We start from the raw sequence: 13446 nt of genomic DNA, 5'->3' as shown, positions 1-13446 counted from the left end.
ACTCACTTCGCATCTTCCTTAACTGGCAAGATTTTTTGAAATTCTGACGCATTCGGATAGAACACCCAGCCTTTTAGTGGTGCATATCCTGTTTTTTCATTGACATCTTGACCAATAACTTGAGATGCCAACGCTAACCCTTGACGTTTCATCACCGCTTTTTGGTAGTACTCAATCACTTGCTGCTGAGTCACTTTCTCAAATAACGCGAGTACTTTCTCTCGGGTATCGAACGTAAAAATATTGCGGTTAAAGTCTGAAGAATAACGTCCAACCTCTTCATAGAAAGTTTGTGGAGGTTGTTTCATTTCAGTAATAATCGATTGTTTATACTGTTCAAACTCTTGGGCTGGCAGTTTGTTCAGCTTATCGAGTGCAACTTGATAAAACTCTTGGTAACGAGAGTTCAAGTAGTCCGGTGTTTTTGCGTTACTTTGCAATAAGAAACCAATTCCCCACTGGTCACCTAACCCAACTTTGAAAGCAAAAACCGCATACCCAAGTTGCTCATTTGTTCTTAGTTGATCGTAAAACCAAGGCTGAATGATATTAGACAGAAGGCCAGACAATACCGTCCCTTCAATACGGCTATAGCCTTCAGGGATAAATATCTCTGCCAAAGCGTTATCTGTACTTTGAGCTTGGTGATGGAAATCCGCTAAATATGGTTTATCAACAACGACGATATCACCACGCCACCAATTTGTTCCTTTGCTCTTAAGTAACTTTTGGGCATCTTGGATCACTTTCACGCTTTGTTTATCGGTTAAATTACCAATAACCATCGCCTGTAGCGCTGCACTATCCACAACTTTGCTACGATAATCTGTAATATCTTTTAGCGAAATGCTATCAAGCACTGATAACCGTTCTTCTTGCTCAAAATAAGGTACGGTGTCGATACGACGCAGTGGTTGCATCGCTAATTCATAAGCTTTGGCATTATTAGCAACTTTAATTTGCTCCTGATACCAAGATTTCGCCTGAGCCAGTTCCCTTTCGGTAGGTTCAAAGCTGACATAAAGCTTGGTCATTGATAAAAACAACTCAGGTAAATGCTGTGTATAACCACTCGCATTAAACTGTAAGCCAAGTCCTTGGGAAACAGAAACAGACATCCCAGCAACGGATGCTTGGTATTGCAATTCATCCATTTTTAAAGAAGCGATATATTGCAGTAACGCGCCTGTCACTTGCGATTTAGCATCCTGCATCCCCTCTTTCGTTCTAAGAGATAAATTAATTGTTGCCTTCGGTTCGTCCGCGAAATATTGGCTAGGCATATAGAGCACTCGAGTGTTATCTGTTTGATAGATAAGCTCTGGGTGCTTATATGTCTTATCAACCTTAATTAATGACAAGTTATCAGGAATGTATGGGTTTAATTCAGGCAATCTAAATTTCATTTTAGATTCCAATTTATCCCATTGTGCTAACTGCTTTTCTGTAATTTTATCAACCTGATAAGGTGCATTCACAAAGTAAGCTTTTTTGTTATGAGGCTCATCCGGGCTAATAAACCAAATCCTCGCATCTTTTGCCGTTAATTCAGATAGACGAGCCTTAATGGCAGCAGGATCATACTTGTCAGCAATATAATCTGAGTCCAGTACATGCTTCACTGGTACATTGATCATTTGGTCTGATAACCACTCAATGTAATTCACATCTCTGACAATGGAGCCATAACGAAAAGAGAGATTCAGTACATTGGCAATTTCTTCAAAATAATTTTTATTAATACCGTCTTTTTTCAGTAAATCGATATAAGAGAAAACAGCCGCAATAATCTGATCGCGCTCTGCTAACCCTTTATCGGTTAACGTAATATAAATTGAGAAAACACCATCATTGCGATCTGCATTTGGTGTTGATGACGCACTGATCCCTTCGGCAAGCCCTTGAGATATTAACCAATCAGCAAGCGTACCTGGGCTGCGATTCCCAATTAGGTAACCAATATACTCATCACTTTTACTACGAAAGTCAGCCATATTGTTTTTTATACTAAACTCAAGCTGAATTGCTTTTTGTGGCTGAGCGGGAACATAGTGAATGATGATCCCCTTTTCGTTATCTGTAACGGCTGGCACATCTGTCGATGGTGCAGTGACTTGACGATCTGGGATGCGTCCAAAGGTTTCTGCTGCTATTTTTGCCAATGACTCTATAGACTGGTCGCCATAAAGCACACCATTCATCAAATTTGCAGAGTAGTATTGCTTATAAAAACCCACCAGCTCTGCTTGTAATTTACTGTTCGGTTTATCTTGTAGCGTCTCTAAGTTCCCACCGGAAAAACGTGAGTTCGGATGCTGAGGATTTAACGTTTCCGAACGAACCTGCCATAACCGCATGCCATCACGGGAGCGCGCCATCGTCAGTTCAGCATTGACCGCATTACGCTCTCTGTCTGCATTAGTTGGGTCGAGCAATGGATCTGCCAATGCATCAGCCAATCGATCGGTTGCTTGTTGAAGTGCACTATTTTCAACTTCCAAATAATAAGCAGTACGATGAGCGGCAGTACTTGCATTATGACTACCACCGTGTTTTTGCAAAAACTCAGACAAACTGCTTGGTTCTGGATATTTTTTAGATCCCATCAACACCATGTGTTCTAAATAGTGCGCTAACCCCAATTGACTATCTGGATTTTCTAGACTTCCAACAGGAATGGATACCGCCGCTAATGACTTTGTCGCTTTAGGATCGGACACCAATAGAACAACCATGCCATTATTTAACTTGATGGCTTGATAAATTCTTGGGTCATTTTCACTCTTATTGATAGTCTCAGGTAAAACTTGCCAAAGGGGTTGTGCGGCTACCGCTCCCCCCCAAGCCACTAAGGCCAACAACAAGAAAAATTGAGCGATACTTTTGGATAAACGTAGCATCCTTTAATGCTCCCCTTTTTATTTTAAATGTTCTGCCATTGGCAGAAGGTAACGCTGAGTATTTTCCAACAGCGCCTGAATTAAGTTCTGATCGATGTTTCTACAAACTCGTAAAACATAATCGTCTTCCATTTCACCTCTTTTCATTGAAGAACCTTGAAGACTTTGCATTAATGCGGACAGTGCTTTTTGCTGAATCTCCTCAGAAACAAAGTCATACTGTTTGCTCTTTTTATCAAAGCAAGCGGACAACCAGTTCCAACCGCTTTGATTTAACAATAATAGTGGTGAATTTAGCCCATCACAGTAACCTGTGATTAATTGCTCTAAGTATTTTTTCGCATCGTCTTGTTTTACACTAGAAAAGTGCCAAATGCTATTCTCTCTACCAAACGCGATACTCTCACCTTCAGCGATAGCAAAATTAAATAATAAGTGTTCAACCCACAGCTGAACGCCATCATTTGCGGTTAAATAGGCAGGCCGATAGCGCAACACCCCTTTTTCATGAATATTCTTTAATACCCCATTAATTTTGATGCCATTAATTTGAATATCAATAACGTGATCAAATAGTTGTGCATTCTGCTCTTTAATCTTCTCTGCAAGTGGCGCAATATCCTTAACTTGCTGCTCCCAAAAAAGCTGACCAAATTGTTTTGCAGGTAGCTGCCCCGCCGCCCTTAATGCCTGATATAAAGGTGCCGGATTCTCATCTTTAATGAGTAAGGCTAAAAGTCGCTCATTCACTTTATAGCGCTGTAACCTATCCAGAATAAAAGGTTCATCTTCTGGTAGCTCTGTTTCTTCAATCGTAAAATGAATTTTTAAGCGCTGCTGGAAAAAAGCCCTAATTGGGTGCCGATAGAAGCGTAACAGTTGTTCAATCGAAATATCGGTCACTGGCTCTCGTTCATCCAAGGTAGAGATAAATGATTTGTTCCCTTGAAAAGTTGTTTTGGCCGCTGGTAACCACTCACTCGCAAAGCTTTGATAGGGTGAATTAGCTATAAAGTTTTCTTTCGCAAATGGCACTCTATTGTGTTGGAACACCAAATGCTCTTTTAATTTTATCGCGCTGTCATCAATATTAAGGGCTTCATCGCCTTCCAGACAGAAACTCTGGCAAATATAATCTAACAACTCGGTAACCAATACCGATGGGTTACACACCTGATTATCCTGGATAGATAAGCCGATATAACTGATATAGAGCTGTTGTGCAGCTGAATTCAATGCTTCCAAAAACAGATAACGGTCATCATCCCTACGCTTCCTATCCCCTCTAGCTGGTTTTTCTGCCATTAAATCGAACCCTAATGGCGGAATTGTTCGAGGATAGATACCATCATTCATGCCTAGCAAGCAGACCACCTTAAAGGGCACTGAACGCATAGGCATTAGTGTACAAAAATTGATAGCTCCCGCTAAAAAGCGTTGGCTGATCTTCTCTTCATCGAAACAGACTGCCAATTCATCCCGAATTAAGCGTAAAGGCACCTGTTCATCATAGCCAGAGCCCTGCGCATTTTGGATAATTTTATGCCACTGCTCTGTAACAAGAGTAAGTACTAACTCAGCATCTCCGTCAACGTGAAAGAAGCTGTCAATTAGCTGCTGGCAAACCTCTTTCCACTCATCAAGAGTTCTTTCAATGTCTAGTAAGGTTCGCCATTCTTTTAGTGTATTCACTAATAAAGCGAGTTTACCTGCTAATTGAGCAGCTAAACCACTACTCTCATCATACGGTAAAACATCATGCCAAGGGCCATATCGACTGTCCATCGCATAACCTAACAGCATGCGACTTAAACCAAACTCCCAGGTATTTTGCCCTATCACTGGAAGCGATAAAGCGCGAACGTTATCATCATCCAATCCCCAGCGGATACCTGATTCATTAACCCACCTGCGTAACAAGCCTAATTCCCTTTCATCAATATCAAAGCGTGCAGCAAAAGCAGAGACCTCAAGTAATGTGAGTACTTGCTCCGTTGAAAAACGGCTTTGAGGCAGGTCGAGTAACAGTATAAATGCCTGTAAGATTGGGTGTGCTTGTAAGGCTTTTCTATCTGAAATAGAAAACGGGATATATCGCTTAGACGCGGTATTACCAAAGACGGCTTGGATAAATGGAGTATAACTATCAATATCCGAAACCATCACAATGATATCCCTCGGGGTCAATGAGGGGTCTTGTTCAAACAGCGCCAATAATTTGTCTTGTAAAACTTCCACTTCCCTTTGAGCACTGTGGCAAGAATGAAATGTGACGGATTGATCAGATAAGGTTAATACCCGCTTATTTTGACTTGTATTGTAATCCGTTAATGTGGTTCCTAGCTGAGCATGGTTTTCGAGATCTAAAATGTCTTGCTGCAAATGCTCTAGTAAACAACTACGATCGGTATCCACAAATGCTGAAATTTCATTTGCACCATCGATTTGTGAAATAAAATAGAGGTTATCTCTCCCCAATTTTCCCCATGATGCCAGCAGTGGGTTCGCTAACTCTTGCTCTCCCTCTGCATTAAATAACCCTTGAGCATGCTCATCTATTTTAAAACGTGATATTTCATGCTTATCAATATAATGATGCAGTTTTCTTTTTTGAAGTTTTGCGAGAAAAGCGTGGCTATGGATATCCCCCCAATAGTAGCGGCAAGGGTTAGTAAACATTAAATGGATATCTGTGTGTTCTGCAATGGCATTCAATGCTTGCAGGTAAACAGGTGGTAATGAAGAGATACCGCAAATAAAAATGCGTTTTGGTAGAGCATCTCGTACGCCCTGAGTGGTGGACAATTTATCGATAAAGCTCTGATAAAGATTCGCTCGGTGCCATGGGGATTGCCCAAGTGAGTCAGTATAAGCAACTAACCGTAGCCATAACCGTTTCTGCCATAGCTGATTGGTTCCTAAACCATTAATAAGCTCATTTTGTTGCCATTTTTCAATCCACTGAGGCCGATATACTAAATATTGGTCAAATAGATCCGCGACACGCCCAGCAAGTTGATGTAGCTTACGTTTATCTAAGTCATTATGAAGGTAATGGCGTAGTGGCTCAAATTCATCTTCATCGATCACTTCAGGTAAGATTTTCATCAACTTCCATGTCATCGCCTGCTTAGTGTAAGCGCTCTCTTTTGGTATATCCGGTAATACCCGTCGAAACATATCCCAAATAAAGGTTGCCGGTAATGGATAATAAATATTCGCTGCTATTCCGAAGCGTTTTGCTAATTCTATCTGTAACCATTGAGACATACCGGGGCTTTGTACCAAGATTATCTCTTGTTCGAACGGGTGAGAAAGAGGCTCATTCTCCATTAAGTGAGCTATCAGTTCCTTTAACAGCTCTAACTGATTAGAATGATAAACCTGAAACATTGTTATCTCCTGTTCTACAAAACCAGCGGTTTAGAGAAAGTGCTTGCCTAGTCGTTGATAGGGTTACTTTGATATCACGACAACCATCTAATACGGTGAATGTCTGTGAGCTTAGCTGCCAATCGGGGTACATACCCCCTGAATTTTCAGGGATGGGCACCACACCCACCGTTGTGCGTTCCAAATTGCTCTGTAACTCTCTTAATGCTATTGAATTATGAAATATCCAATTGAAATTCAAGGTAATATATTGGCTGTAGTTTAACAGAGCAATTAACAAAATAGCAAAAACAACGAGGGCGATCATTGATTCTATTAATGCGAAACCTTCCTGTTGACTGGTGGGCGACCTCATGAACAAAATCCTTTTTGATTAACAGGGCAATAATCCAACCAACCTTTTATACGTGGCCTGACTTTTTGGGTTTTAGAGATAGGCGCGACCCAACGATAAACCGTCACATAGTGACGCCCTTTATATAGACCTTTGCCCGATAAAACAAACTGCCCACTCTTATAATGTTTAATACAGCTCACCCACGTTTGAGTTGGTGGTCGTTGGCATTGCCAATTTGCCCCTCTGTACGTCGTTAACCGCCAAGATTGCTTTAACCCCCACGCTAGCGCTGATTCTGCTTGGTTAAAAGCTTCGATATAGTTTTTTTCACGAAAAAACTCATCACGGGCATTATCTTGATAAAAATGTAAGGTTTTTAATAATAATAACCCCATAGTCATCAACACAATGACCATGACTAACGCAATGTTTCCTCTTTGCTCCCCAACTCGCCTCATCGTAAGTTTCTCAGCAAAACAGCGGTACGATAATGCAGCACTTTGTGAGGCAAATGAGGGCTTTCAATATCAAGGCTCATTTCAAGTATTGATTGTGATTGATCCCAAGTAAATCTCATTGAATTCACTTTAATCATTAAGGGGTCAAACAAGGATAACCACCGATTGCCATCACAATCCATCACATTACGGTTTGACTCTAATTTTCTATCATTGAGCCGGTAACCAAAAAAATCAGACTCCTTATTTCTGCCTCTGACAGGTCTCCATGTACCTGATAAATTTTGGTCGTAAGCGAAAATAATGCAGGAATTAGGGTGACGACCTAAAAATTTAGCACCGATCTTGATAGGCTCTCCTTGGCAAGAGAAACTACTACAATAGCCAATACGCCTAAAATCCTTTTCCATATTAATAAGCACCTGCCTAACCTCCCTATCTACCTGATACTGAATATAAGATTGGTGAGTCTGTTTAAACAAATTCGGGAGAACAGCAATGGCAGCAAGACAAACTAAGCTACTGATAGCCATTGCTATCAATGTTTCAACTAAGGAAAAACCGTGTTGTTCATTGATTTTCATAAGAGAAACTCAACAACGCGGAATTCCAGTCAGTTTATCATTGCTACACACCCTGATCCGCCCCATCGCTGACATGAATACCGTGATCTGCCCAAAATCATTTTTCAATTCAAGACGAAAAGAGTGGCTAGTCCCTTGCTTCCCATAAAAATCAACAGATAAACGAGAAGCCGTTTTAATTTCAATGCCTTCAAATTGGGTCGATGCTAATGCTGCAATGGATTTTCTAGCTCCGGCCTCTTTGATGCTTAACGTCCATTCTCCTTGAGAGAGTGCTATCGATAAAATGCGATGTCGATTTAAATAAACACTCTCCATCAAATGACGGTAAATAAATACGGTAACCTGCCGTGCAGCATCAATTAAGCGTAACTTTTGCTGTTGTTGCTGCCAGTTATATAACGCGGGCAACAAAGCTAAAGAACAAATAAATAACACCACTAAAAGCTCAATGAGCGTGAAGCCTTTCTCTCCTTTCACTATTCGAATTTCCATATATCGCCGCCATTATCTTCGCAAAATGTGCACTTAATATTGTCGACGATGGCAAATAAAAACAGCGTGATTAGTTCACTCTACATAGCCTTTCGCAAACTATTATGAAATTCATAATAGCTGTTTCGTTATTTTAGGAAGCGCTTCGCAAAAAATGATGAGGGCGAAAAAAAGAGGTAACAAACTGAATTTGGAAAAGGTAAAAAAAAACCAAGGCGCGGTTCAAAATGACCATACGCCTTGGTTTATCAACGTATCTCTAGGTTGCGTTATACCGTAAATGGATACTTGATAGCTTCGTGGCACTGATACCCCTCTAGGGTGAAGTCATCAGTGCTAACCCAAGTTTCAATATCTTCCAACGTTTTAATTTGAGGGTTTATCGATAATGAAGGCAAAGGGAAAGGTTCACGCTTCAACTGTACATCACGCATCAATGGCAATTGGTTTTCATAAATATGCGCATTCACAATTTTATGGTACGCCTTACCTGCTTTATGACCCGTAATTCGTGCCATTAATGCCAATAATACAAAGCACTGCACTTGGTTAAAGTTTAAACCTAGTGGTACATCACAACTACGTTGATAAGAGGTCAAATGGAGGGTATCACCTAATAATGAAAATGTATGGGTGTGCATGCAAGGACGCAGACACCCCATTTCAAATTCACCGGGGTTATAAAAAGTAATGATTTCAGCGCGGTCATCAATACCATTTTTTAGGTTATTAACTACCTTTTTAAGCTGATCAAGGTGTGAACCATCAGGACGTTGCCAAGAGCGACCTTGGACACCGTATACACGCCCCATATCATCTTCACCTTTTCGATGGGGATTATTTAGCCATGCTTGGTTTTCATTGGCATTAGCATTCCATGTATTACAGCCAATTTCACGAAACTGAGCAGCGCTATCATAGCCACGTAGGTAGCCTAATAGCTCGGCAATAGCTGCCTTATAAAAGCTTTTTCGGGTCGTGATTAATGGAAACTGGTTATTCGCAACATCATATTCCAGATCAGCATTAATCACAGTTAAACAACGTACCCCCGTACGTTTATTTTCAACCCACTGGCCTTCATCAATGATGCGCTGACATAACTCAAGATACTGCTTCATAATCACTCTCTTACTCAATAGGCTACAAAATTGCCGATAACTGTAACCTTATAATATTAATAGATTTTAACTAACGCGAAGTACCGCTTGGCGGCAAATAAATCAACCACTCAGGTTGTGGCTAATGTGAGGAAACTTAGCCGACAACCTAACTACTTGGAGTATGACAACCCTATATTGATTTATTTACTTGGCTGCTGCTCTTTATTATCAGGCTTATGTGCGGGAACATTTTTACCATACTTATATGCCCAAATGATCATCAACACACCAATAATAATCATCGGTATTGATAAAATTTGGCCCATACTGATCCCACTGAATAAGCCTAGCTGAGCATCAGGCTGCCTAAAGAACTCAACGATAATGCGGAATGCACCATAACCAATTAAGAATAAACCTGAAACACTGCCCATTGGGCGAGGTTTACGGACAAATAAGTTAAGGATAAGGAATAACACAACGCCTTCTAAAAACATCTCATAAAGTTGAGATGGGTGGCGAGGAAGCACGCCATACTGCTCTAGAATAGGGATTAATGAAGGGTCTTGTGCCGCAAGTTGAATATCTTCACTACGGGAATTAGGGAATAAAAATGCCCATGGGGTATCAAGTGTTACACGCCCCCACAACTCACCATTAATAAAGTTACCTATCCGCCCCATGCCAAGACCAAATGGGATCAGTGGAGCGACAAAATCTGAAACTTGCAAAAAACGACGGCGTGTACGATGCGCAAACCACATCATTGCACAAATAACACCAATTAAGCCGCCATGGAACGACATGCCGCCATCCCAAACCTTAAATAAATAAAGGGGGTCATCTAAAAATACAGGAAGGTTGTAGAAGAAAACATAGCCGAGTCTTCCACCGACAAAGACACCTACAAAGCCAATATAGAGTAAGTTCTCAACCTCATTTTTTGTCCAACCGCTATTAGGTTTGCTTGCACGGCGACTAGCAAGCCACAATGCGAAAACAAACCCTACAAGATACATAAAACCATACCAGTGTAGTGATACTGGCCCAATTGAGAACATTACGGGATCAATTTCCGGAAATGCTAAGTAGCTGTTACTCATCGTTCCCCACTTTATTTGTTAATCTAAAATCATAGCGCATCATAGCATAGCTCATACGCAGGTGAATAAGGCAGATTAGATCCCGCCTCGAGCAAAGCCACCAAGCCCATTTTTCTCCATAAATAGACTTATTATTTGCCTAATACTGTCGCTTGTTTCCGCAGTTAAAAGCTCAGGCACTAGCTGCTCAACTTTTTCAGGCTGTAGCCCTCGAATAAGATACTTCACTCTTGGTACGCTTCTTCCACTCATACTTAAGGAACGATAGCCTAATGCAATTAACGCCATCACCCCAAGGGGTTGCCCCGCCATTTCACCGCAAACACTGACTGATATCCCAACCCGTTGACACTCTTCATGAACTTTTGCTAAAAAACGGATCATTGAAGGATGGAGGTTGTCATAAATGGTGGCAACATGCGTATTGTTGCGGTCAACTGCAAGTAAATATTGCGTCAGATCATTCGTTCCAATTGAGATAAAATCTATCCGTTTTTTTAACTCAGGAAAAAGAAACAGTAAAGACGGAACTTCAAGCATTACCCCAATTTCCGGCATAGGAACGGTTTGCCCCGTTGCTAAACTTACTTCTTCTTTTGCCCGCTTAATCAATGTGATCGCTTCATCCACCTCATTGATACTCGTGATCATCGGCAGTAATATGCGCAAGTTTTGTGTTGCAACATTTGCATGTAGCATAGCTCTAAGCTGGATTAAGAAAATTTCTGGCTGATCTAGCATCACGCGAATGCCTCGCCAACCTAAGCATGGGTTTTCTTCATTGATTGGCATATAAGGTAATTGCTTATCTGCACCAATGTCTAATGTCCTCAATACCACAGGCTTATCGGCAAATAACTGCAAAATCTCTTGGTATAACTGCTTCTGCTCATCCTCTGACGGGAAGCCATTATGGAGCATAAAAGGGAGTTCTGTGCGGTATAACCCAACACCATCAACAGCGACATTGATCTGCTGTTCATAACGGGGGCTTAAACCTGCATTCAGATGGATATGTACGCGCTCGCCATTTTTTAACTCTGATTCCTGCTCAAGTGCACCTTCAGCGAGCCGACTCAGTACATCTTCCTCTGCAATAATTTGTTTATATTCCTGAGCAACAATATTTTCAGGCTCTATGAAAATTTCACCACGATAACCATCAAGGATCAAAAAGCGGTTGTGAAGCAATGAAGGGTCAATATCCGCCCCCATTATCGCGGGGATCCCCATTGCCCGTATCAAAATAGCCGAATGAGAGTGTGTCGCGCCATCTCGCACGATAACGCCTGCAAGTTGCTCTAATGGCATTTCAGCTAACAAACTCGCGCTCAATTCGTCCGCCACTAAAATGAAACGTTCAGGCCACTGATCCATTGAAGTCAAGCTGTCATCCAGATGGAATAGCAAACGCTGTCCTAACGCGCGTAGATCGGCTCCTCTTTCGCGAAGGTAGAGATCACGTAAGCGTGAAAACTGCTCAACATAGTCCTCAATAACGATTTTAACCGCCCACTCCGCCATTGAGCCTTGTTCGATTGCGGAAAATAAGCGTTTTTTTAGTTGAGGGTCATGGAGTAGATGATTGTAGAGGTCGAAAATCGCAGCACTCTCTTTTTGGGAGTTTGCAATAAAACGTTTGCTGATACGGCGGCATTCTGAGGCGGCATTTTCTATCGCAGTTATTAAACGCTGTTTTTCCGCATTTTGGTCTAAGGCACACGCCTCACAAATACTGTCGAATGACGGTTGTGAGCTATCTTGCCAGCCATATGCCATGACAATTCCCTGAGAAACTGAAATGGCTTTAATACGGCTTTGCCTATATTGACCAAACACCCCTTTGGTTTGCGCTTGCGACAATATTACGGCTAATTGCATGGATAGCGTCACCATAAAAGATTCTTCGGTTTCGCTAAAGAAACGTCGCTCACGTTGTTGAACGACTAACACCCCAAGTAATTGACGACGATATACGATAGGGACACCTAAAAAGGCTTTCAATCGCTCTTCTTTTAATTGGGGAAGGTATTTAAATTCGGGATGTTCACGGATATCGGCAAGATTCAACATCTCAGACTGGCGTCCAACCGCACCAACGACTCCCTCATCAAAACCAAGGCGAATAGCAACACCGCTAGGCTTTTTTAACCCGCGGGTTGCCATTAGGTAATAGCATTGACGTGAGTGGTCTGCCAAATAAATTGAACAAACGTCAGTCTGCATGGCATGACAAGTTTCATTGACCAAAACTTCTAACGCTCCGGTTAAACTTGTCGCCATGGCAACTTTTTCAACAATCTCACGTAGACGCGTCAACATGATATTATCTCGCTCCACGCCTACGATGAGTGAATGCAGGTCTTTGTACTGGCTTTTGTTCCTGTAATGACATGACAACAGGTGCAAATTCTTTCATAACACGGCGATACACTTCCCGTTTGAAAGAGACCACTTGCCTCACAGGATACCAATAACTGACCCATCGCCAGCCATCAAATTCTGGCGATTTACTGCGCTGAACGTTTATATCTGCTTCATTGCATTGAAGTTGTAGTAAAAACCAACGCTGTTTCTGCCCGATACAAACAGGTTTTGTGTCCCAACGCACCAAACGCTTGGGTAATTTGTAACGCAACCAATTGCGAGTTGAAGCTAACAACCTAACATCTTTACGTTGTAGGCCAACCTCTTCGAACAATTCACGGTACATAGCCTGTTCTGGCGATTCCCCTGGGTTGATTCCTCCCTGAGGAAATTGCCATGAATGTTGACCATAGCGGCGGGCCCATAAAACCTGCCCTTGCCGATTACAAATTACAATTCCTACATTCGGGCGGTAGCCATCATCATCGATCACCAGACTACCTCAATAACCAAATTTGAAAGATAACTAATTGTTTCACACATACCCTAACTGGTAAACCTATATCAATAGAGTTTGCAGATATGAGTAAAGACACTACAATAGCGTCTATCTCAACGGGGTGCCAAACATTATTTAGGCTGAGAATTAACCCGTAGAACCTGATCCGGGCAATGCCGGCGTAGGGATTTGAGCTACCATCAACAT

At 41.7% G+C, this 13446-nt stretch carries 10 protein-coding genes and 1 riboswitch; all 10 genes read right to left on the bottom strand.

The window, feature by feature from the left end:
• Window positions 1-2: 2 nt before the first annotated feature.
• The 10 genes from ptrA to rppH all read right to left on the bottom strand — a co-directional run bounded on the left by ptrA (window position 3) and on the right by rppH (window position 13233).
• Window positions 3-2900 (bottom strand): pitrilysin, encoded by a 2898-nt coding sequence (gene ptrA, locus PR709_RS16985; RefSeq protein WP_004924947.1) that lies wholly within the window; start codon window positions 2898-2900, stop codon window positions 3-5.
• 18 nt (window positions 2901-2918) lie between these two features.
• A complete protein-coding gene (gene recC, locus PR709_RS16980) occupies window positions 2919-6293 on the bottom strand; it encodes an exodeoxyribonuclease V subunit gamma (protein WP_004924948.1) in 3375 nt (1124 codons plus the stop codon).
• Window positions 6271-6648 carry a prepilin-type N-terminal cleavage/methylation domain-containing protein gene (locus PR709_RS16975; protein WP_004924951.1) on the bottom strand — a complete coding sequence of 126 codons (378 nt, stop codon included), beginning with the start codon at window positions 6646-6648 and terminating at the stop codon, window positions 6271-6273. The genes recC and PR709_RS16975 overlap by 23 nt, the downstream gene beginning before the upstream one ends.
• Window positions 6645-7088, bottom strand: coding sequence for a YgdB family protein (locus tag PR709_RS16970; RefSeq protein WP_004924954.1), 444 nt, complete (start codon window positions 7086-7088; stop codon window positions 6645-6647). Before PR709_RS16970 ends, PR709_RS16975 begins: the two co-directional genes overlap by 4 nt.
• On the bottom strand, window positions 7085-7672 hold the full coding sequence (locus PR709_RS16965) for a prepilin peptidase-dependent protein (RefSeq protein WP_004924958.1): 588 nt from the start codon (window positions 7670-7672) through the stop codon (window positions 7085-7087). The genes PR709_RS16970 and PR709_RS16965 overlap by 4 nt, the downstream gene beginning before the upstream one ends.
• A 9-nt stretch (window positions 7673-7681) precedes the next feature.
• Entirely contained in the window at window positions 7682-8167 is a 486-nt protein-coding gene (locus tag PR709_RS16960; RefSeq protein WP_004924961.1) for a prepilin-type N-terminal cleavage/methylation domain-containing protein, read from the bottom strand.
• Between the two features lie 269 nt (window positions 8168-8436).
• Window positions 8437-9288, bottom strand: a complete 852-nt coding sequence (locus tag PR709_RS16955; protein WP_004924967.1) for a thymidylate synthase — start codon at window positions 9286-9288, stop codon at window positions 8437-8439.
• 182 nt (window positions 9289-9470) lie between these two features.
• Window positions 9471-10373 (bottom strand): prolipoprotein diacylglyceryl transferase, encoded by a 903-nt coding sequence (lgt, locus tag PR709_RS16950; protein ID WP_004924969.1) that lies wholly within the window; start codon window positions 10371-10373, stop codon window positions 9471-9473.
• A gap of 75 nt (window positions 10374-10448) precedes the next feature.
• The gene (ptsP, locus tag PR709_RS16945; RefSeq protein WP_004924971.1) at window positions 10449-12695 is read right to left on the bottom strand and encodes a phosphoenolpyruvate--protein phosphotransferase; all 2247 of its coding nucleotides are present in this window, start codon (window positions 12693-12695) and stop codon (window positions 10449-10451) included.
• Between the two features lie 4 nt (window positions 12696-12699).
• Window positions 12700-13233 (bottom strand): RNA pyrophosphohydrolase, encoded by a 534-nt coding sequence (rppH, locus tag PR709_RS16940; protein WP_004924973.1) that lies wholly within the window; start codon window positions 13231-13233, stop codon window positions 12700-12702.
• A gap of 113 nt (window positions 13234-13346) precedes the next feature.
• A riboswitch (TPP riboswitch) is annotated at window positions 13347-13445 on the top strand.
• Window position 13446: the final 1 nt, after the last annotated feature.

The organism is Providencia sp. PROV267, from assembly GCF_028477825.1.
In the GTDB taxonomy this organism is placed as follows: Bacteria; Pseudomonadota; Gammaproteobacteria; order Enterobacterales; family Enterobacteriaceae; genus Providencia; species Providencia stuartii.
The sequence above is the reverse complement of the archived record's forward strand: the minus strand, read 5'-3'. Positions and strand labels throughout refer to the sequence as shown.

Excerpts from the sequence above, each read along its gene's own strand:
- ptrA (WP_004924947.1), bottom strand. The coding sequence starts at position 2,900 with ATGCTACGTTTATCCAAAAGTATCGCTCAATTTTTCTTGTTGTTGGCC.
- PR709_RS16960 (WP_004924961.1), bottom strand. The coding sequence starts at position 8,167 with ATGGAAATTCGAATAGTGAAAGGAGAGAAAGGCTTCACGCTCATTGAG.
- PR709_RS16975 (WP_004924951.1), bottom strand. The coding sequence starts at position 6,648 with ATGAGGTCGCCCACCAGTCAACAGGAAGGTTTCGCATTAATAGAATCA.
- PR709_RS16955 (WP_004924967.1), bottom strand. The coding sequence starts at position 9,288 with ATGAAGCAGTATCTTGAGTTATGTCAGCGCATCATTGATGAAGGCCAG.
- recC (WP_004924948.1), bottom strand. The coding sequence starts at position 6,293 with ATGTTTCAGGTTTATCATTCTAATCAGTTAGAGCTGTTAAAGGAACTG.
- PR709_RS16965 (WP_004924958.1), bottom strand. The coding sequence starts at position 7,672 with ATGAAAATCAATGAACAACACGGTTTTTCCTTAGTTGAAACATTGATA.
- PR709_RS16970 (WP_004924954.1), bottom strand. The coding sequence starts at position 7,088 with ATGAGGCGAGTTGGGGAGCAAAGAGGAAACATTGCGTTAGTCATGGTC.
- ptsP (WP_004924971.1), bottom strand. The coding sequence starts at position 12,695 with ATGTTGACGCGTCTACGTGAGATTGTTGAAAAAGTTGCCATGGCGACA.
- lgt (WP_004924969.1), bottom strand. The coding sequence starts at position 10,373 with ATGAGTAACAGCTACTTAGCATTTCCGGAAATTGATCCCGTAATGTTC.